This is a genomic window from Metabacillus sp. B2-18 (assembly GCF_021117275.1).
GTDB lineage: Bacteria > Bacillota > Bacilli > Bacillales > Bacillaceae > Metabacillus.
This window is the reverse complement of the sequence record NZ_CP088245.1, coordinates 4,817,137-4,837,738: the sequence shown is the minus strand read 5'-3', so window position 1 is coordinate 4,837,738 and position 20,602 is coordinate 4,817,137. Positions and strand designations below refer to the sequence as shown.

The window sequence follows — 20,602 nt, the reverse complement described above, 5'->3', positions numbered from 1 at the left end:
TTGAGGGTAATTGTGAACGATTTGTGAGGATTCGATAAGATTGTGAACATTTTAACTTTAAACACATTGACATCACATATACGCTATTGTATGCTAAACGAGGGTATAATGATAAGGTTTACAATTCTGACAAAAACCCGTAAATAACCCCTTATTCCGTTATAAATCTACAGTGAGGATTTATAAAATGCGACAAAAAAAACGCCATCCGTTACACGCGATGGGCCTCATGTCAGCTATCCTTTCCCAACTAGTTGGCTCCATTTTAATTGGTATTTTTGCTGGGAAGTGGGTAGATGATTATTTTAAAACAGAACCGTTGTTTTTAATCATAGGCCTTCTGCTAGGACTAGCCGCAGGTGTTTATGCCATGCTAAAGTTAGTCAACCACTATTTCTCAGGAGAATAAAGAATTCATGTTTGATATGCATCTGATGTTTCGCAGATATCGAAAATACATATTTTATCTACTAGCCGTTTATGTTATAGGTTGGGGATTCACGGAATATCAGTCTGTTTTCCTAGGATTAATTTTGGGAACATGCATCACTTTGTACAACCTCTGGATCATGGTGAGAAAGCATAAGCAGTTTGATGACGCATTAACTAAAGGAAGGAAAGCGGGTTCGTTAGGGACAACATCAAGAATGGCAGCAGCCGGAGTCGCAGTTTTTTTTGCGATAAAGTTTCCCGAGTATTTTGATTTGATTAGTGTTGTTTTTGGATTAATGACGATGTATATCGTTATTATGATAGATTATGTAATTCAACATTCACGCGCTTAGCTGGGAAGAGAGGTGAATCTATTGGGTCACGAAGCTCCTGTGGTAGAGTTTTTAGGTCTAAATTTTAATTTATCAAACGTATTAATGATTACGATTGCTAGTTTAATCGTTTTTATCATTGCAATTGCTGCAACCCGCAGTTTAGCAATGAAACCAACAGGTATGCAAAACTTCATCGAATGGGTAGTCGATTTTGTGAAAAATATTATCGGCAGTACGATGGATTGGCAAACAGGCGGACGTTTCTTAACGTTAGGGATCACACTATTAATGTATGTATTTGTATCAAATATGTTAGGGTTACCTTTCGCCATTGTTGTAGGACATGAATTGTGGTGGAAATCACCAACTGCAGATCCTGCCATCACCTTAACCCTTGCTGTTCTTGTAGTAGCGTTATCACATTACTACGGTATTAAGATGAAGGGTGCATCTGAATATGGTAAGGACTTTTTCAAGCCAATGCCATTTATGTTTCCATTAAAGATTATTGAAGAATTTGCGAACACATTAACGCTTGGTCTTCGTCTTTACGGAAATATTTTTGCGGGTGAGATTCTTTTAGGCTTGCTTGTTAGTCTAGCAACAAGCGGGTATGCAGAAAGTTTTGGAAGTGGAATAATTGGCACTATCGTTGCTGCAATTCCTATGTTAGCATGGCAAGGATTTAGTATCTTTGTTGGAGCAATCCAAGCATTTATTTTCACTATGTTAACGATGGTTTATTTGGCACACAAAGTGAGTCATGACCATTAATCAATATATGTTCAATTTATTGGACTAAAACAAAAGTAATATTATTTTTCATACATTTAAAGGAGGAAATTTAACAATGGGTTTATTAGCAGCTGCAATTGCAATTGGTTTAGCGGCACTAGGTGCTGGTATTGGTAACGGTCTTATCGTATCTCGTACAGTAGAGGGTATTGCGCGTCAACCTGAAGCGCAAGGTAAATTACAAACTACAATGTTCATCGGGGTAGCGTTAGTAGAGGCGATTCCGATCATCGCCGTAGTTATCGCATTCATCGTAATGGGTGGAGAATAATTCGATAGTTATAGTAGGAAATATGGCGAAGATCATTCAAAGCGAACCTTCGCCATTCCTTTATGCACAGATATTTAAACTGGTTATAGATTAACTTAGTTTACTTTAAAACTATGTAAAGAATAAAAGGGTTTCGAGGAACGAGTAGTTCAAGGAAGCGACTGAGGAGGTACCGGAGCGTACAACCGTACGTGAGGATGCCGACGAAGAAGCTGACGCAGAAATACGAAGTTCATCGGAAGCCGTGAACTTACTAACCCATCATGGAACTCTTGAAGGGAGTGAAACCGAGCAATGTTAACTTTTGATCTTGCTTTAGGTGCGTCTACAGGCGGCCTTAACACAGGTGATATCATATTTCAGCTAGTAATGTTCTTAATCCTTCTTGGATTACTTGGTAAGTATGCATTCGGACCAGTTATGGGCATTATGAAGCAACGTGAAGAACATATTGCAAATGAAATTAATAGTTCTGAAGATAGAAATAAAGAAGCACAGAAACTAGTTGAAGAGCAACGTGAGTTATTAAAACAAGCGCGTCAAGAAGCTCAAGCTCTAGTGGAAAATGCGAAAAAGCTTGGTGAGCAACAAAAAGAAGAGATTATCCAAGCAGCTCGTTCTGAAGCTGGACGTCTGAAAGACTCTGCTTTAAAAGAAATCGAGCAAGAAAAAGAAAATGCTGTTGCTGCGTTACGCGAACAGGTTGCATCATTATCAGTACTTATTGCTTCTAAAGTAATCGAAAAAGAGTTGAACGAACAAGAACAAGAAAAATTGATTAACGACTACATCAATGAGGTAGGCGAAGGTCGATGAGTAATGGAATCGTTGCAAAACGTTATGCGGTAGCTCTTTTTCAACTTGCAAAAGAACAAAATGTTATTGATCAAATCGAAAACGAATTGCTCGTTGTAAAAGAAGTATTTACAACGAATCAAGAACTTATAGATGTACTAAACCATCCAAAAGTTACAAATGAAGCGAAAAAATCAATCGTAAAAGAAGCATTTGGAAGCCTTTCACAACAGGTTGTTAATACGCTTTACTTACTAGTTGATCGTCATCGTGTAGATGTTGTAACAGAAATTGTTAACCACTTCGTACAAAGTGCAAATGAAGTGCGCGGTACAGAGGATGCAATCGTATACTCTGTTCGCCCATTATCAGATACTGAACTATCTGCTATTTCAACTTCTTTTGCGAAAAAGATTGGCAAGAGTTCACTTCGTTTACAAAACGTTGTGGATGCTAAACTAATTGGTGGCGTTAAGCTACGAATCGGCAATCGTATTTATGATGGAAGTGTTAGCGGTAAGCTTGAACGTATAGAGCGACAATTGGTCGCAAACAGATTGTAGATAGGGGTGAAACTCATGAGCATCAAAGCTGAAGAAATTAGTGCGCTTATAAAAAAGCAAATCGAAAACTATCAGTCTGATATTAAAGTAAGCGATGTTGGTACTGTAATCCAAGTTGGGGACGGTATCGCTCGTGCTCATGGCCTCGACAATGTCATGGCTGGAGAGCTTGTAGAATTCGCAAACGGCGTTATGGGTATGGCTCAGAACCTTGAGGAAAATAACGTTGGTATTATTATTTTAGGACCTTACACAGATATCCGTGAAGGTGACGAAGTTCGTCGTACAGGACGCATCATGGAGGTTCCTGTAGGTGAAGCATTAATCGGTCGTGTTGTTAACTCATTAGGACAGCCTGTAGATGGTCTAGGTCCAATTGAAACAACTAAAACAAGACCAATCGAAAGTCCAGCACCTGGTGTTATGGATCGTAAATCAGTTCATGAACCACTTCAAACTGGTATCAAAGCGATTGACGCTCTTGTACCAATCGGTCGTGGTCAACGTGAGTTAATTATCGGTGACCGTCAAACAGGTAAAACGGCTGTAGCAATCGATACAATCTTGAACCAAAAAGATCAAGATATGGTATGTATCTACGTTGCAATTGGTCAAAAAGAATCAACTGTTCGTGGAGTTGTTGAAACTTTACGTAAACACGGTGCATTAGATTACACAATCGTTGTAACAGCTTCTGCATCACAACCAGCTCCAATGTTATTCTTAGCACCTTATGCTGGGGTTACAATGGGTGAGGAATTCATGTACAATGGCAAGCACGTTCTTGTAGTATATGATGACCTTACAAAACAAGCTTCGGCATACCGTGAGCTTTCGTTATTACTACGTCGTCCTCCGGGCCGTGAAGCATATCCTGGTGACGTTTTCTACCTACATTCACGTTTGTTAGAGCGTGCAGCAAAATTAAGTGATGCAAAAGGCGCAGGTTCTTTAACTGCATTACCATTCATCGAGACACAAGCTGGTGACGTTTCTGCTTATATCCCAACAAACGTTATCTCAATCACTGACGGACAAATCTTCCTTCAGTCTGACCTGTTCTTCTCTGGCGTACGTCCAGCGATTAACGCAGGTTTATCTGTATCTCGTGTTGGTGGTTCAGCACAAATTAAAGCGATGAAGAAGGTTGCTGGTACATTACGTCTTGACCTTGCTTCATACCGTGAGCTTGAAGCATTCGCTCAATTCGGTTCTGACCTTGATAAAGCAACACAAGCAAAATTAAACCGTGGTGCGCGTACTGTTGAAGTACTAAAACAAGGTTTAAACAAACCATTAAAAGTTGAAAAGCAAGTTATGATTCTTTATGCATTAACTCGTGGATTCCTTGATGATATCCCAGTAGTAGATATTACTCGTTTTGAAGATGAGTTCCATGCATACACAGAACAAAATCATAAAGATCTTCTTGACGAAATCCGTACAACTGGCGGACTTCCAAAAGATGACGCTCTAAAAGCAGCTATCGAAGGATTCAAAAAGACTTTTGCTCCTTCTGAACAATAATAATTTGTGAGTGAAGGCTCGTCTAGGGCTTTCACTCAGACTGTTAATAGATGATTTTTAAATAAAGGTGGTGAGAACCTTTGGCATCATTACGCGACATAAAATCAAGAATTACGTCTACTAAAAAGACGAGTCAGATTACAAAAGCGATGGAGATGGTTTCAGCTGCAAAGCTTAACCGTGCAGAAAACAATGCAAAGGCATTTGGACCTTATATGGAGAAAATCCAGGAGGTTGTTGCAAGCATCGCAAACGGTAGCACAGACGTAAGTCATCCAATGCTAGAAAAAAGAGCAGTTAAGAAAACAGGTTACCTGGTGATCACATCAGACCGTGGCTTAGCAGGTGCTTTTAACAGTAGTGTACTACGTGCTGTATACCAATCTATTCAAAAACGTCACAAGTCAAATGATGAATTCGTCATTATTGCAATCGGTAAAATGGGTCGTGATTTCTTTAAAAAGCGTGGTATGAACGTTATTTCTGAAATTACTGGTATTGGTGATGAAACATCTTTTGCTAGTATTAAAGACATTGCAAGTGGAGCAGTAAACATGTTCGCAGACGGGTCATATGACGAACTATACATGTATTACAACCACTTTGTTAGTGCCATTCAACAAGATGTTACGGAAAAGAAGCTTCTTCCACTATCCGACATTTCTTCAAGCAAAGGTTTAACTTCTTATGAATTCGAACCAAATCAAGAAGAAATTCTTGAAGTGCTGTTACCACAATATGCTGAAAGTCTCATCTACGGAGCACTGCTTGATAGTAAGGCTTCTGAGCACGCAGCTCGTATGACAGCAATGAAGAATGCGACTGATAATGCAAAAGAACTTATCAATGGACTTACTTTAACATACAACCGTGCACGTCAAGCTGCGATCACACAAGAAATTACCGAGATCGTTGGTGGAGCGGCGGCGTTGGAATAGTAAATTCAATTTAAAAATAGTGACATCTTACTTAGTTTCGGTGTCTAGCTCCAGCGCCTAGTCCCTCGAGTCATAAGCCAATCATGAATTGAAGGCAAAGAACGCCTTCATTTCATAATCGTCTTATGCTTGTCGGGCCTGAACGAGGCGCTTACGCATTTCATAGTTAGGAGGGAAAACGATGAATAAAGGACGCATTACTCAAATTTTGGGTCCGGTTGTTGACGTAAAGTTCCAGAGCGGTCAACTACCAGACATTTATAATGCCCTTACAATTAAAACAGAAGCGAATGATAACGAAGTCGCTATCGACCTTACATTAGAAGTTGCCCTACATTTAGGTGACGATACAGTTCGTACAGTTGCGATGTCTACAACTGACGGTCTTGTACGTGGAGTGGAGGTTACAGACACTGGTGCACCAATTTCTGTTCCTGTTGGTGATGTTACATTAGGTCGTGTATTCAACGTATTAGGTCAAAACATTGACTTAGATGAGCCGATCGCTGCAGAAGCACGTCGTGATCCTATTCACAGAGCTGCTCCTAAGTTTGATCAACTTTCAACTGAGGTTGAAATTCTTGAAACTGGAATTAAAGTAGTAGACTTATTAGCACCTTACATCAAGGGTGGTAAAATCGGTCTATTCGGTGGTGCCGGTGTAGGGAAAACTGTTTTAATCCAGGAGTTAATCAATAACATCGCTCAAGAGCACGGCGGTATCTCTGTATTCGCTGGTGTAGGTGAGCGTACTCGTGAAGGAAATGACCTTTACCACGAGATGACTGACTCAGGCGTTATCAAGAAAACAGCAATGGTATTCGGTCAAATGAATGAGCCACCTGGTGCACGTATGCGTGTTGCCTTAACTGGTCTTACTATGGCTGAATTCTTCCGTGATGATCAAGGACAAGACGTTCTATTCTTCATGGATAACATCTTCCGTTTCACTCAAGCAGGTTCAGAGGTTTCTGCCCTACTTGGACGTATGCCATCTGCCGTTGGTTACCAACCAACATTGGCTACAGAAATGGGTCAATTACAAGAGCGTATCACATCTACTAACGTAGGTTCTGTTACATCAATCCAAGCGATTTACGTTCCAGCCGATGACTACACGGATCCGGCTCCGGCAACAACTTTCGCTCACTTAGATGCAACAACGAACTTAGAGCGTAAATTATCTGAGATGGGTATCTATCCAGCGGTGGATCCTCTTGCTTCAACTTCACGTGCATTATCACCTGAAATCGTTGGAGAAGAGCATTACGCTGTAGCTCGTCAGGTACAACAAACGTTACAACGTTACAAAGAGCTTCAAGATATCATTGCAATCCTGGGTATGGATGAGCTTTCTGAAGAAGATAAATTAACAGTTGCACGTGCTCGTCGTGTTCAATTCTTCTTATCTCAAAACTTCCACGTTGCCGAGCAGTTCACTGGCCAACCTGGTTCATATGTTCCTGTTAAAGAAACAGTTCACGGGTTCAAAGAGATTCTAGAAGGTAAGTACGATCACCTTCCAGAGGATGCGTTCCGTCTAGTTGGACGTATTGAAGAAGTTATTGAAAATGCAAAACAAATGGGTGTAGAAGCCTAATTTTGGGACCTAGGAGGGTATGAGTATGAAGACAGTATTAGTCAATGTCGTTACTCCCGATGGCCCAGTTTACGATGCAGACGTAGAGATGGTGAGTGTAAAAGCTCAAAGTGGTGAACTTGGTATTTTACCAGGACATATTCCTATGGTTGCTCCATTACAAATTGGAGCAGTTCGCCTAAAGAAAGGGAGCAGCACTGAATTAGTTGCTGTGACTGGCGGCTTTATCGAAGTACGACCTGACAAGGTAACAATTTTAGCTCAAGCAGCTGAAACAGCAGAGCATATTGATGAAGCTCGTGCACAAGCAGCTAAAAAACGTGCTGAAGAACGTCTAAATCAAAAAACAGACAATATCGATTTTAAACGCGCTGAGCTAGCACTACAACGTGCAATCAACCGTTTAAACGTAACGAAATTTTAAAAAGGATGGTGCCTCGGGCACCATCCTTTTTGGTTTGTATGGGGTATTTTGAGTGGATTAAAGAGTATTAATCCTAATAAAGAAGCATTTATTTTCGATTTAAGATGGCTATCCGCGATTCTCGGGTTTTATCCGCGATTCTCGGGTTTTATCCGCGATTCTCGGGTTTTATCCGCGATTCTCGGGAGTATATCCGCGATACACAGTCTCAACGATCCCAGGTCCTACCCGCAATCAAATCACTTACTTTTCATACTCATTCTCATATAGCGCTTAAACAGCGCTTGTTGACTTCCATCTTTTTGTGAAAGATAGAATTGTGGAAACAGATTTTCAAAGTATTGATGAAAACGTCCGTATCGTATGCCCATCACGAACTTCTGATCCGCATATGGATATTCTTCGACAATCCACTCAGCAGCATCATCATGATGCATAACTAATACTTCACATAAATACAGACTCATACATGTTTCAAACTCTTCAATCGTTATTTGTATGTCAAAAAAATAGTTGTTTCGAACTAAATGAAAATAAAATTCCTCTAAAGAAATGAGACTTTTAGGGGAATAATCAAGAAGTACATTAAACTCTTTTGAAATTTCTTCTAATAGCTTAAGATGTTCCTGGCGATGTTCGTAATAAAAAGCCTTTGCTGCGTAAATATTATCAAAGAAAGGTAATGTTGAAGCATACTCTTGAATTGAATCGTGGTTGTTTTCAAAATTTAATTGCATGTTCTGCCCCCTTCTCCCTGTTAAAACCTATATATGTCTCAGCAGGATCTGCTGCTTCTGAAGTATAACACAGAAAATGGCTTGGAAAATCTGTAACAATTTTTTCATAAATGAGGAAGTAAGTGGATGATAAAAGGTAGTAAAATAGAAAGGTGAGCCTTTTTTGGCCTGCAGTTTCTTAATCGGCCTTAGCATGTTTTTTGTAAAAGTAAAGACAGTATACGTTAAATTTTTATTAAAAGTAAAAATCAATCATGTTACATGGAAAGCTCAATATACTATTCAAGGGTATATATCACATCAAGAAAAAAAGATTCATTTTTTTCGCTAATATAGGTCATTTTGAGGTTGTTTTTAGAAAAAAAACAGGTATGATTTAAATTGCTCTGTGTTTTTTGCAAAATAAAAAAATAATCCTTAAAACTTGGATTATTGGAGGGGTGAAGCATGCCCGACTATGGACAACTGGCCTTAATAAGTATGGTTGTACACCTTGCTTTCATCGCAGTAACTTGGTGGGCCTTACAAGCATTAAACATTGAAAAATGGATTAAAGCGGGCAAAGTCATTCAAGCGAAGGTACTTCTTATATTATTAACCATTGCCATTGGATCATTAGTAAGTAATTTTTTCCTTGATTATTTATTATGGTCACAACAACTTCCATCACTTTTTTAGAAAAAACGTTGGTTTATAGCGGATCTTAAACGGGAAATAGGTACATATTGATCGTTTTACAGAATTGTCTATTATTGACGACTTTTTCCACGTATGGACACTTTTTATCCGGTAACAATGTTACTAAGGAGAGGAAGTGGCCGTGTATGAGATATAAAGGGATAGGAATTATGGTTTTAATGTTGTCAATACTTTTTAGTTTCGTGGCAAATCACATTGGAGCAACTGAACGTCAATCGAAATTATTTCAAATTGCTAAAGGTATGGAACATCAAGATATTGACATCAAAGAATGGTCTTTATATGCTAAACAGGTTGTCAGCAATCAATCAATCGATGAAGTGAAACAAATAACAGACCAATACCGTCAATTTAATTGGACGTTCTCAGAGGACGATAACGTTTATAAAGCGATTGGTGTTTTTAACAATAGAGAGAAAAATGTAACAGAAAAGCTTCAGATTTTAAACACCCTCACAAACAATCAATCACAATCGTATATCCTTTATGAGGTTAAGGGTGTAAACTCACAAAAAAATTGGAACAACATCAACGACTACTTCCAAACTAATGCTTTCGACATCTTTCATGAAAAACCTACAATTTTTGCTTGTATGGCAGGAATCATTAATGATAATATGGAAGGTGTTTTGAATCAAAAATCAGAAAACTTGTTAAAAGAATTTGAGGCGAAACCGGTAGAACAACTGCAGGAACCAGATTTTCTTTCGGTATCGGCTAAAACCCCTATATGGGAAGATTTCATTCCAACAGATGAAAACAACATGAACATACAAATTGCATTAAGAACTGACGGATTGGGCGGTAAAACTACGGTCGTTATAGGAACACCAATCATTACGTCTGAATATTAATATAGAGAAATTGGGACGCGGAGGGGAATACTTTGGAAAAAATCATCGTCCGTGGCGGTCGTAGGTTAAACGGTACTGTGCAAGTTGAAGGAGCAAAAAATGCCGTTCTACCAGTTATCGCTGCATCATTATTAGCAAGTGAAGATAAAAGTATCATAAGTAATGTACCTACGCTCTCCGATGTGTATACAATTAATGAAGTTCTTCGCCACTTAGGCGCAGATGTCCATTTTGAAAATAATCAAGTGATTGTAGATGCATCAAAAGAGCTATCAACAGAAGCACCATTTGAATATGTAAGAAAAATGCGTGCGTCTGTACTTGTCATGGGAGCACTTTTAGCTCGTAATGGTCATGCACGTGTTGCATTACCAGGTGGTTGTGCAATTGGCTCACGTCCAATTGATCAGCATTTAAAAGGCTTTGAAGCAATGGGAGCATCAATTAAAGTTGGAAACGGCTTTATTGAAGCAGAAGTAAATGGAAGACTAAAAGGTGCTAAAGTTTACCTTGATTTCCCAAGTGTTGGTGCAACAGAAAACATCATCATGGCAGCTGCTTTAGCAGAGGGAACAACGGTACTAGAAAACGTAGCAAAAGAACCTGAAATCGTTGACTTAGCGAACTATATCAATGCTATGGGTGGTAAAATCCGCGGCGCCGGTACAGGAACAATCCGTATTGAAGGTGTGGAAACCTTAAAAGGTATTAACCACTCAATCATCCCTGACCGTATTGAAGCAGGTACGTTTATGGTAGCTGCAGCAATCACAGGCGGAGACGTTCTTGTAAAAGGAGCAATTCCAGAGCATTTAACATCTCTTGTTGCAAAAATGGAAGAGATGGGCGTTAAAATCATTGAAGAACAAGAAGGTTTACGTGTCATCGGACCTGAGAAATTAAAATCTGTAGACTTAAAAACAATGCCACACCCTGGTTTCCCAACAGATATGCAATCGCAAATGATGGCATTGTTACTATGTGCTAACGGAACTAGCATGATCACAGAAACAGTTTTCGAAAATCGTTTCATGCATGTTGAAGAATTCCGTCGTATGAATGGAGATATCAAAATTGAGGGACGTTCCGTTATCATCAATGGACCTGTAAAGCTACAAGGTGCAGAAGTAGCAGCAACTGACCTACGTGCTGGTGCCGCACTAATCCTAGCTGGATTATGTGCAGAAGGCCATACACGTGTCACTGAACTAAAACATCTAGATCGTGGCTATGTAAACTTCCACGATAAGCTTGCATCTATCGGCGCAGATATCGAACGTGTTAAAGAAGAAATCACAACAAAATCTGATCAGCAAGCAGCTGTATCATCAGATTAATATGCCTTCATAAAAGGAGCAGGAGTCAGCAATGGCGCCCTGCTCCTTTTATTTTTATAAGTACGCGTATTATTCACAAATATGTAAAGAAATTAATTCTTTTTACGACTTTACTAGAATACCTTTATTTGTTGAAGATTATACATGGAATTTTATAAAACTTTGGTGAAAAGTAAGTGAATGAGATTTTATAGGGATTAGCCAGTGGTGTTTGAACGACAAAACAGAGGTCAGTAGGGGGGAGAGTGTCGTTCATAAGGGTGATGAACGACAAAAGAGAGGTCAGTTGAAAGAGAAATGTCGTACATAAGGTTGAAGCAGCTCTTACTCCGGTTCCTTCCGTTGATAATTAGAAGAAGAATTGATGTATGAGGCAAATGGGTGCCCGATACGCGAGAATCGAGACAAAAACCAGCATAGAAAGAATGTTCTGTCTCGATACTGCGAGAATTGGGACAAAACTCGGTAAAGAAAGAAAGGTTCTGTCTCGATACTGCGAGAATCGAGACAAAACCCAGTATATTAAGAAAGGTTCTGTCTCGATACCGCGAGAATCGGGACAAAACCCGGTAAAGAAAGAAAGGTTCTGTCTCGATACTGCGAGAATCGGGACAAAACCCAGTAAAGAAAGAAAGGTTCTGTCTCGATACCGCGAGAATCGGGACAAAACCCGGTAAAGAAAGAAAGGTTCTGTCTCGATACTGCGAGAATCGGGACAAAACCCAGTATATTAAGAAAGGTTGTGTCCTGATACCCCGAGAATCGGGACACAACCCGGTAAAGAAAGAAAGGTTCTGTCTCGATACTACGAGAATCGGGACAAAAACCGATATTGAAGGAAAGATTCTGTCCCGATACCACGAGAATCGGGACAAAACCCGGTAAAGAAAGAAAGGTTCTGTCTCGATACTGCGAGAATCGGGACAAAAACCGATATTGAAGGAAAGATTCTGTCCCGATACCCCGAGAATCGGGACAAAAACCGGTAAAGAAAGAAAGGTTCTGTCTCGATACTGCGAGAATCGAGACAAAACCCAGTATATTAAGAAAGGTTCTGTCTCGATACCGCGAGAATCGGGACAAAACCCGATATTGAAGAAAAGATTCTGTCCCGATACCGTGAGAATCAAGACAAAACCAGCATTGAAAAAAACTTCTGCCCCAATACCCACCCACACCTCTCGCGAACCTACAATCACAGCAAACCTAATAACATCTTCAATAAACATATCTAAATAACCATCTAAAACTCGAAATCCCCAACCCTCGTCCACCCCTACAAAATATTAGTTGTCCCCACTTTTTCCAGTCATAATTGCTTGTCCATGACCATAAGATGAACTATAGACATTCTACTCAACCTAATCATTGGAGGTAAACATGAAACCAGTTAAACCAGTTCTCTTTGCACTTGGAGGGTTATTTTTTATTATTCTTCTGATTCCAACTCTTCTCGTTACACCGTTTATGGAGCAATCAAAAGGCAAATTAGGTGAGGAAATAACGGTCAGCAAAAGCGAAGTGCCCGTTTTAGGTGAATCACCGTTGGATGTGCCTGTATATAGAAGTCAAGCAAAGGTCGTGGAAAACATTCCGTTAGAGGAGTATGTGATAGGTGTTGTGGCTTCTGAGATGCCAGCTGAATTTGAAACAGAGGCGTTAAAAGCACAAGCACTTGCCGCAAGAACATATATTACGAAGCAATTGATGAGTGGCAAAACATTGGGTGTTCCAGAGGGGAATGCTGTTGTAACAGATACGATCATGCACCAGGTTTATAAAACCCCTCAAGAGCTAAAAGCAGCTTGGGGAGATGATTACACACAAAAAATGGAGAAAATTACAGAGGCTGTAGCAGCAACTCAAGGTCAAATACTTACATATGATAATCAGCCGATTGATGCAAGCTTTTTCTCTACTAGTAATGGATATACAGAAAACTCGGAAGCTGTATGGCAAGAGCCGATTCCTTATTTAAAAAGCGTAGAAAGCACATGGGATGAAAAATCACCGAAGTTTTATGAGAAAAAAATTATTGCGATCTCTCAGTTTGAAAAGCTATTAGGGGTAAATCTTGATACATCAAGCGGAACAATTGGAAAAGTAACCGAGCTAACGCCTGGGAAACGCGTAGCTAAAGTTGAAATAGATGGGAAAGAATTTACTGGTACAGATGTAAGAGATAAGCTTGAATTAAAATCAGCAGACTTTACGTGGGAAATTAAAGGTGACTCCGTTGTAATTGAGACTAAAGGCTATGGTCACGGTGTTGGGATGAGTCAATACGGAGCGAACTTCATGGCTGAATCAGGCAAAACGTATCAAGACATCGTTGCTTATTATTATAATGGAACAAAGGTATCGGAAGCCGAGCCATTCTTAAATAAATATACAGCAAAACAGTAAAGGAGCAGATTCTGCTCCTTTTTACTTTTTAAAAAACTTTCTCTTCGCAATATAATAGGAAACTAGCACTCCAATTGTATCCTTCACAAAATCAATCACCGTAGCTGACCTTGCTGGAACAAACGACTGATGAATCTCATCTGTTAGTCCATATAAAATAGCGATAGCGGCTGCAATCCAGCTCGTACGCTCTGTCCAACGTCCATGAGCCATGAATGCAAAGGCAATCAACCAATAGAGAATCGCAAATTCTATAAGATGCAACGATTCTTTTAAAAGTGAATCAAACGAAAATGGTGTGTTCACAATCGCATCCGCTGGGAAGCTTGAGAGCGTCCAGATCAGCGCCATATATAGTAGAGGTAATAGGGTGAAGATGACTTTCTTCATATACATAAACTCCTTTAGTTAAAAAACTTTCACATTCCATACATATAATTATAAACAAGACACATACTAAAGTTTAAAAAAATTTTTTTGAAGGTGTGTATATAATTCAGAAAATCTGTTCAAACTGATTTCTGAGGTGATGATAGAATGAGAGAGGAAGAAAAGAAACGTACTTCTCAAAACAAAGTTCAACAATTTTTCAGAAAACGTTGGGTATTTCCGGCAATTTACCTAATGAGTGCAGCAGTTATCCTTACGGCAGTATTATGGTATCAAAGCATCAGCAATGATGTAGCAGAAGATTTAAATGGTAACAATACAGAAGACCTTGCATTAACAGACAATCAGCCTGAGGCAGTTGAAGTTAACGCAACGAAAGAAAACTTTGCAATGCCAGCTATTGATCCAGATGCTGTAACAGTTGTGAAAAAGTTTTATGATGAAAATGCTTCAACAGAAGATCAAGAAGCAGCACTTGTATTCTATAACAATACGTATAGAATGAACAAAGGAATTGACCTAGCAAGAGAAGATCAGAAGCAATTTGATGTTGTTGCATCACTAAGTGGTACAGTAACAAAAGCTGAAAAAGATCCAATTCTAGGTTATGTAGTAGAAATTGAGCATGAAAATGATGTGGTAACAGTTTATCAATCATTAGCAGAAGTAAGTGTTCAAGCTGGTGACAAAGTTGAGCAAAACGAACTACTTGGTAAGTCTGGTACAAATCTTTACAATGAAGAAGATGGCAACCACGTACACTTCGAGGTTCGTAAAGCTGGAAAAGCTGTTAACCCTCTAACTTATATGGACAAGCCGGTAACGTCTGTAGAAGCTGTTGAAGAAGAAGCAACTGAAGAACCTGCAACAGAAGAAGAAGTGAGTGAAGAAGCTCCAACAACTGAAGAAGAAGTAAGCGAAGAAGCTCCAGCAGGTGAAGGTGAAGAAGCACCAGCAAAAGACGATGAAAAGTCTGCAGAAGAAAAAGCTCCAGAATCAGATAAAAAAGACGCTGAAAAAGGAGAAACTGAAGGTAGCGAGGAATCAACTCAACCTGAAGCTTCAAATAGCACAGTAAATTCATAAGGATAGCCGTCTATACGGGGTTGAACTCAAACTAACTAGAGATCAACCTCGATTTTTTTATCCTATCAGGAAGTATAAAATTTTTTGGATGATAGTATAAGAAAAGCGCCATTAGGACTTGGCGACAAGCCAAGCTCTTCTAATGATTAGATAGCCTAAAAAACCAAATCCGCCACCTGCAACATTTAAGATAAGATCATCCACATCAAACGCCCCGACCCGAAAAATAAACTGAGCAATCTCCACTGATAAAGAAAGTAAAAAAGAATACCCCAAAACCCTGGTGAACGTAACTATTAGAATAAAAGGCAACAAAAAGCCAAACGGAGCAAAAGCTAAGAGGTTTCCTAGAAACTGATCTGTCAAACCTAGTCCGTCAAAAGAATAAAAATACTGCCCAATTGTTTGAAGTGGAATGAGGTTATAGGAAATCAGGCCACCAACAGACTTCCGATAAGCGGAAAAAAACAACAGATAAAATAATATTCCTATATACATTACAAAACAAAGATAAATCATTATTTTTTTCATATTTTAAAGGTAACAAATTTTATAGGTAATTTGAAGGGGACCCCAGTTTAATGATTCGAAAGATTACGAAATATGTCGAGAGAAAGATATCTCAAATTTCTGATTTTATATTGACCGGTTAGTATGAAAACATTCATAATAATAAATGTTGAATGATAACGCTTACAAATAGGAGGGTTGCTTATAGTGTTCACTTTATTATTTATTCTTGCTCTAACAGGATTCAGCTTGGTCTTATGTTTACGTAAACGGAAACCTCAGTTTTTACTCATCCCGGTCTTAACACTACTACTCTACTTCATTGTTCAAATTGCATTGGTACCTGCATCGTTTATAGATACAATCAAATTTATTTTTAGCTTATCTTAATCGGAGGTGGCTGCATGAAAAAGATTGATAAAAAAGTAGCTGATGCTTATTTCAAGGAGCGCACAAGAAATATTGTGATTTATTTAATTATCGGAGCACTTTCATCGTTTGGTGTTGTGCTATTTGCTGAGTTCTTTAGCGGTTTTTCCATTAACGGCTTCCCGTTTCACTATTTTATGGGTGCACAAGGGGCAGTTGTCGTCTTTATTCTTTTATTGTTTATTAACGCAAAAGTTAGTGACTCAATCGATCGAAAATATGGAATTGATGAAAGTAAAAATGAACAGCTTAGTGCTGGTAAGACGTTAGATCATTAAACACAAACATATATAAAAGGGGATCATATAAATTATGCACTGAGAAATGAGCAGCAAGGGGAATGCTCATTCACAAAGGGGGAAAGAGGTTGGACGCTCAATTTTTAGTATCTCTCACAATTATTCTATTAACATTTGCTTTGTATATCGGAATTGCTGTTTACAACACAGCAAAGCAAACATCTGATTTCTATGTAGCAGGGCGCGGGGTTCCACCGATTTTTAACGGAATGGCCATCGGTGCCGACTGGATGAGTGTAGCATCCTTCATCGGGATGGCCGGAACAATCATGCTCCTTGGGTATGATGGACTTGCATATATTATGGGATGGACAGGAGGATATTTACTTCTTACATTCTTACTAGCACCTCAATTAAGAAAATACGGTCGTTACACAGTACCAGAGTTCATCGGTGACCGTTACAATTCCCACACTGCACGTGTGATTGCCGCGATTTGTACGATCATCATCAGCTTCACATACTCAATCGGTCAGCTTTCAGGTTCAGGGGTTGTTATCGGGCGGCTGTTTGAAATTGATGCAAAGCTAGGAACGATGATTGGGGTTGTGCTTATTGCCTTTTATGCTGCATTTGGTGGGATGAAAGGAATCACATGGACACAGGTTGCACAGTATATCATCTTGATTATTGCTTACTTAATCCCGGTTATTTTCATGTCACTGCAAATCACTGGAAACCCAGCACCATGGTTATCCTACGGAAAAATTGTAGAGGAAATGGGTGAGCTTGATCGTCAGCTAGGAATCTCTGAATATTTCGCACCATTTACAAACGGAACGAAATGGCAGTTCTTAGCCCTTATGTTCACATTAATGGCAGGAACAGCTGGTCTTCCACACGTAATCGTTCGTTTCTATACCGTTTCAACGATGAAAGCAGCAAGATGGTCAGGAGCATGGGCGATTTTGTTTATCGGACTTTTATATTTATCTGCTCCGGCATACGCAGCATTTTCTCGCTTCATTTTAATGACACAAGTAGCAGGACAAAAGCTATCTGAATTACCAGCATGGACAACATCATGGGTCAACACTGGAAAGCTCCAGCTTGCAGACGGCAATTGAGATGGAGTTCTTCAATGGAGTGAACTAATCATTTCAAATGATATCGTCGTTATGGCAACACCTGAAATTGCGAACCTAGGGATGTTCGTTATCGGCTTAGTTGCAGCTGGTGCAATGGCTGCTGCCCTTTCAACTGCAGGTGGACTAATGATTGCGATCTCATCTTCATTTGCACACGACATTTACTATCGAGTTATGAAGCCAAACGCATCAGAAAAGAACCGTCTATCAGTAGCACGTTGGTCCATTGTTATTGCAACTTTATTCGCGGGTCTTATCGCCTTAAACCCACCAGGAGCTATCACGCAAATCGTTGCCTGGGCCTTCGCTCTCGCATCAGGAACCTTCTTCCCAGCTCTCTTAATCGGAGTATGGTGGAAACGCTCTAACACACCAGGAGTCATCTCTGGAATGCTCGTCGGTCTTGCCGTCACACTTATCTACATCTTCGCCAGCAAATACGGCGGCTTCACCATCGCAGGCATCATCGACACCGGCGCAGGAATCTTCGGCGCCACAGCAGCCATCCTAACAAACGTAATCGTATCACTCTCAACAAAAGCACCATCCATCAAAACACAAGAAGAAGTACTCAACCTGCGCTACCCTGAGCAGATGACTTACAAAGATGGGGAGGTCTGGATGGACTAGAGGGGGCCGGTCCGCGGAGTTTTGGTGGTGCCTGTCACTTCCCGAGTTTTCTTGTTTCACATAATGTTTCACACGCCCGAATCAGAAGTTGGTTCGGGTTTTTTGGTGCCTGTCACTCCCCGAAATTTCTTGTTTCACAATGTTTCACATATGCATAACTTGTTGATCGAATTTGATGCTGCTAGGCATCACTCAAGAGCTTTAGAGGAGTGGTGGAGTGATATATAGGATATAGAGGGTAGTCACATAAACAATAATGTAACAGGGCCCCTAAAAGGCATTAAAAACCCACCGCCACGTACTCCCAATTTTACATCCAGAAAATCAAAAAAATCTTCAAAAATAGAAATAATTTCTCAACCTCCCTAATACACTATTAGAGTGTGTTTTTCTTATACCTCGCGATCGCTCTCAAACATCGACAAATTTCTCGGGAAATAATTCACCCAGCTACTATTTCCTTTCACCCCGGAAAAAAATCAGATTCAAAAAAACAACCTCCAAACCCTCAGATTTCCTGTCCTAAACGGGTGTTTTTGAAAAAAATTCAAAGAATCCCTTGTCCCACTTGAGTTTTCTTGCATATATCTTAATCCAAGCTAATAAAATGTTTACAAACCTATTCAAAGAGAGTGTTTGAGGTGAGGGATCGTGAGTGTAATTTATAATCGCTGTAATAGAGACATCATACGATCATCTAAGAGAAATTCAGCCAAAGTGACTTTTGTATGCGAGTCTCATTTCACACTTCTCACATCCATATTAGGGAGGTAGAGTGGTGTGCACGATTACATCAAAGAACGCACAATCAAGATTGGGAAGTATATCGTGGAGACAAAGAAAACAGTTCGCGTTATTGCGAAGGAGTTTGGAGTTTCCAAAAGTACCGTCCATAAGGATTTAACAGAAAGGTTACCTGAAATTAACCCTGATCTTGCGAATGAGGTAAAGGAGATACTAGATTACCATAAATCAATTAGACATTTGCGTGGTGGAGAAGCAACAAAGCTTAAGTACAAGAAGGACGAGATTTTAGAAGAAGAACCAGTGAAATAAGCACATTCTATCTACATCTTTCATAATCGACATATTCCTACATAAATACTTGAAATTATTTTACAAAATCATACTATTTTTGCGATTTTATGATACAATATTTAATTAGGTTAAACTAATCACGGGAATGAGATTTGCAAGGAGGATATAGATAGAATGTTCGCGAGGGATATTGGTATAGATCTTGGTACGGCAAATGTACTGATTCATGTTAAGGGTAAAGGAATTGTTCTAAATGAACCTTCCGTTGTTGCGTTAGACAAGAATTCCGGAAAGGTTCTTGCCGTTGGTGAAGAAGCAAGACGTATGGTAGGACGTACTCCTGGGAATATTGTTGCCATTCGCCCATTAAAAGATGGCGTCATCGCAGACTTTGAAGTAACAGAAGCAATGTTAAAGCATTTTATCAATAAGTTAAATGTAAAAGGATTATTTTCAAAACCACGCATGTTAATTTGCTGCCCAACGAATATTACATCTGTTGAGCAAAAAGCCATTAAAGAAGCTGCTGAAAAAAGCGGTGGAAAAAATGTATTCCTAGAGGAAGAACCAAAAGTAGCGGCCATTGGTGCCGGTATGGACATCTTCCAACCTTATGGAAACATGGTAGTAGATATAGGCGGTGGTACAACTGATGTCGCTGTGTTATCAATGGGCGATATTGTCACCGCCTCTTCTATTAAAATGGCAGGGGACAAGTTTGATAATGAAATCCTGCAATATATTAAAAGAGAGTACAAGCTTCTAATCGGTGAACGTACAGCTGAAGATATTAAAATCAATGTTGCAACGGTATTCCCAGGCGCACGTTATGAAGAAATTAATATTCGTGGACGTGATATGGTGACAGGATTACCTCGCACAATTACAGTAAATTCAACCGAAGTAGAATCAGCACTTCGTGAACCAGTTGCTGCGATTGTACAAGCTGCTAAGAGTGTATTAGAACGCACTCCTCCAGAACTATCAGCCGACATTATCGACCGCGGCGTGATCTTAACAGGTGGCGGAGCCCTTCTAAACGGCCTTGATCAGCTACTAGCAGAAGAACTAAAAGTCCCTGTACTAGTTGCGGAATCACCAATGGATTGTGTAGCAATCGGAACAGGAATTATGCTTGACAACATGGACAAACTTCCACGCAAAAAATTCGGATAAGTAAGCTTTTGAGCCTGTGTGTACAGGCTCTTTTTTTGTCTTGTTTATATTGTTAGTTTTATGAGGCTTTTTTGCTGGGGTAGGTTAGGTAGAAATATTTATATTGGGATGATGATTGGTTAGGAGCAGGGGAGAGTGTAGTGTCGTTCATCGGGATTATGAACGACAAAACAGGAGCGGTGGAAGAGAGTAGTGTCGTTCATCGGGGTATGAACGACAAAACAGGAGCGGTGAAGAGAGTAG

The 20,602-nt window shown here is 39.6% G+C and carries 22 protein-coding genes and 1 pseudogene; 20 read left to right on the top strand and 3 right to left on the bottom strand.

Features of this window, described 5'->3' with window-relative positions; all coding sequences use genetic code 11:
* Positions 1 to 187: 187 nt before the first annotated feature.
* The 10 genes from LPC09_RS24210 (at position 188) to LPC09_RS24165 (ending at position 7,680) form a co-directional block, all read left to right on the top strand.
* The gene (locus LPC09_RS24210) at positions 188 to 409 is read left to right on the top strand and encodes an AtpZ/AtpI family protein (protein WP_098795458.1); all 222 of its coding nucleotides are present in this window, start codon (positions 188 to 190) and stop codon (positions 407 to 409) included.
* Positions 410 to 416: 7 nt separating this feature from the next.
* Complete coding sequence (locus LPC09_RS24205; RefSeq protein WP_231308631.1) at positions 417 to 785, top strand: ATP synthase subunit I; 369 nt, start codon at positions 417 to 419, stop codon at positions 783 to 785.
* Positions 786 to 806: 21 nt separating this feature from the next.
* Positions 807 to 1,541: a F0F1 ATP synthase subunit A gene (gene atpB, locus LPC09_RS24200; protein WP_098795460.1), complete on the top strand. Its 735-nt coding sequence runs from the start codon at positions 807 to 809 to the stop codon at positions 1,539 to 1,541.
* Between the two features lie 76 nt (positions 1,542 to 1,617).
* The gene (gene atpE, locus LPC09_RS24195) at positions 1,618 to 1,833 is read left to right on the top strand and encodes a F0F1 ATP synthase subunit C (RefSeq protein ID WP_098795461.1); all 216 of its coding nucleotides are present in this window, start codon (positions 1,618 to 1,620) and stop codon (positions 1,831 to 1,833) included.
* A 294-nt stretch (positions 1,834 to 2,127) separates the two neighbouring features.
* Positions 2,128 to 2,649, top strand: coding sequence for a F0F1 ATP synthase subunit B (atpF, locus tag LPC09_RS24190; protein ID WP_098795462.1), 522 nt, complete (start codon positions 2,128 to 2,130; stop codon positions 2,647 to 2,649).
* The gene (locus tag LPC09_RS24185; RefSeq protein WP_098795463.1) at positions 2,646 to 3,191 is read left to right on the top strand and encodes a F0F1 ATP synthase subunit delta; all 546 of its coding nucleotides are present in this window, start codon (positions 2,646 to 2,648) and stop codon (positions 3,189 to 3,191) included. Before atpF ends, LPC09_RS24185 begins: the two co-directional genes overlap by 4 nt.
* Positions 3,192 to 3,206: 15 nt before the next feature.
* Positions 3,207 to 4,718 carry a F0F1 ATP synthase subunit alpha gene (atpA, locus tag LPC09_RS24180; RefSeq protein ID WP_098795464.1) on the top strand — a complete coding sequence of 504 codons (1,512 nt, stop codon included), beginning with the start codon at positions 3,207 to 3,209 and terminating at the stop codon, positions 4,716 to 4,718.
* Between the two features lie 80 nt (positions 4,719 to 4,798).
* Complete coding sequence (locus tag LPC09_RS24175; RefSeq protein WP_231308630.1) at positions 4,799 to 5,656, top strand: F0F1 ATP synthase subunit gamma; 858 nt, start codon at positions 4,799 to 4,801, stop codon at positions 5,654 to 5,656.
* A gap of 181 nt (positions 5,657 to 5,837) precedes the next feature.
* Positions 5,838 to 7,256: a F0F1 ATP synthase subunit beta gene (gene atpD, locus LPC09_RS24170; RefSeq protein WP_098795466.1), complete on the top strand. Its 1,419-nt coding sequence runs from the start codon at positions 5,838 to 5,840 to the stop codon at positions 7,254 to 7,256.
* A 25-nt stretch (positions 7,257 to 7,281) separates the two neighbouring features.
* A complete protein-coding gene (locus LPC09_RS24165; RefSeq protein WP_098795467.1) occupies positions 7,282 to 7,680 on the top strand; it encodes a F0F1 ATP synthase subunit epsilon in 399 nt (132 codons plus the stop codon).
* Positions 7,681 to 7,919: 239 nt separating this feature from the next.
* On the opposite strand, the gene LPC09_RS24160 is transcribed toward LPC09_RS24165, so the two are convergent.
* A complete protein-coding gene (locus LPC09_RS24160) occupies positions 7,920 to 8,417 on the bottom strand; it encodes a hypothetical protein (RefSeq protein ID WP_098795468.1) in 498 nt (165 codons plus the stop codon).
* A gap of 447 nt (positions 8,418 to 8,864) precedes the next feature.
* Here LPC09_RS24160 and LPC09_RS24155 point away from each other — a divergent pair, with 447 nt between their 5' ends.
* The 4 genes from LPC09_RS24155 (at position 8,865) to spoIID (ending at position 13,713) form a co-directional block, all read left to right on the top strand.
* Positions 8,865 to 9,095 (top strand): DUF1146 family protein, encoded by a 231-nt coding sequence (locus LPC09_RS24155; protein WP_098795469.1) that lies wholly within the window; start codon positions 8,865 to 8,867, stop codon positions 9,093 to 9,095.
* Between the two features lie 146 nt (positions 9,096 to 9,241).
* A complete protein-coding gene (locus LPC09_RS24150) occupies positions 9,242 to 9,970 on the top strand; it encodes a YwmB family TATA-box binding protein (RefSeq protein ID WP_231308629.1) in 729 nt (242 codons plus the stop codon).
* A 32-nt stretch (positions 9,971 to 10,002) separates the two neighbouring features.
* The gene (murA, locus tag LPC09_RS24145; protein ID WP_231308628.1) at positions 10,003 to 11,307 is read left to right on the top strand and encodes a UDP-N-acetylglucosamine 1-carboxyvinyltransferase; all 1,305 of its coding nucleotides are present in this window, start codon (positions 10,003 to 10,005) and stop codon (positions 11,305 to 11,307) included.
* A gap of 1,380 nt (positions 11,308 to 12,687) precedes the next feature.
* The gene (gene spoIID, locus LPC09_RS24140) at positions 12,688 to 13,713 is read left to right on the top strand and encodes a stage II sporulation protein D (protein ID WP_098798603.1); all 1,026 of its coding nucleotides are present in this window, start codon (positions 12,688 to 12,690) and stop codon (positions 13,711 to 13,713) included.
* Positions 13,714 to 13,734: 21 nt separating this feature from the next.
* Here the strand turns inward: spoIID and LPC09_RS24135 are convergent, their stop codons facing one another.
* Positions 13,735 to 14,103 (bottom strand): VanZ family protein, encoded by a 369-nt coding sequence (locus LPC09_RS24135; protein WP_098798604.1) that lies wholly within the window; start codon positions 14,101 to 14,103, stop codon positions 13,735 to 13,737.
* A gap of 147 nt (positions 14,104 to 14,250) precedes the next feature.
* On the opposite strand from LPC09_RS24135, the gene LPC09_RS24130 reads away from it, so the two are divergent.
* Positions 14,251 to 15,189 carry a stage II sporulation protein SpoIIQ gene (locus tag LPC09_RS24130; RefSeq protein ID WP_098798605.1) on the top strand — a complete coding sequence of 313 codons (939 nt, stop codon included), beginning with the start codon at positions 14,251 to 14,253 and terminating at the stop codon, positions 15,187 to 15,189.
* A 111-nt stretch (positions 15,190 to 15,300) separates the two neighbouring features.
* Here the strand turns inward: LPC09_RS24130 and LPC09_RS24125 are convergent, their stop codons facing one another.
* Complete coding sequence (locus LPC09_RS24125; RefSeq protein WP_098798606.1) at positions 15,301 to 15,720, bottom strand: VanZ family protein; 420 nt, start codon at positions 15,718 to 15,720, stop codon at positions 15,301 to 15,303.
* Between the two features lie 186 nt (positions 15,721 to 15,906).
* Between LPC09_RS24125 and LPC09_RS24120 the strand changes: the two genes are divergently transcribed.
* The 5 genes and pseudogenes from LPC09_RS24120 (at position 15,907) to LPC09_RS24100 (ending at position 20,359) form a co-directional block, all read left to right on the top strand.
* The gene (locus LPC09_RS24120; RefSeq protein ID WP_098798607.1) at positions 15,907 to 16,089 is read left to right on the top strand and encodes a hypothetical protein; all 183 of its coding nucleotides are present in this window, start codon (positions 15,907 to 15,909) and stop codon (positions 16,087 to 16,089) included.
* 14 nt (positions 16,090 to 16,103) lie between these two features.
* The gene (locus LPC09_RS24115) at positions 16,104 to 16,406 is read left to right on the top strand and encodes a DUF4212 domain-containing protein (protein ID WP_098798608.1); all 303 of its coding nucleotides are present in this window, start codon (positions 16,104 to 16,106) and stop codon (positions 16,404 to 16,406) included.
* 89 nt (positions 16,407 to 16,495) lie between these two features.
* Positions 16,496 to 18,145 (top strand): annotated as a pseudogene (locus LPC09_RS24110) (sodium:solute symporter family protein).
* Positions 18,146 to 18,925: 780 nt separating this feature from the next.
* The gene (spoIIID, locus tag LPC09_RS24105; RefSeq protein ID WP_026563140.1) at positions 18,926 to 19,201 is read left to right on the top strand and encodes a sporulation transcriptional regulator SpoIIID; all 276 of its coding nucleotides are present in this window, start codon (positions 18,926 to 18,928) and stop codon (positions 19,199 to 19,201) included.
* Between the two features lie 156 nt (positions 19,202 to 19,357).
* Complete coding sequence (locus LPC09_RS24100; protein ID WP_098798610.1) at positions 19,358 to 20,359, top strand: rod shape-determining protein; 1,002 nt, start codon at positions 19,358 to 19,360, stop codon at positions 20,357 to 20,359.
* Positions 20,360 to 20,602 lie beyond the last annotated feature (243 nt).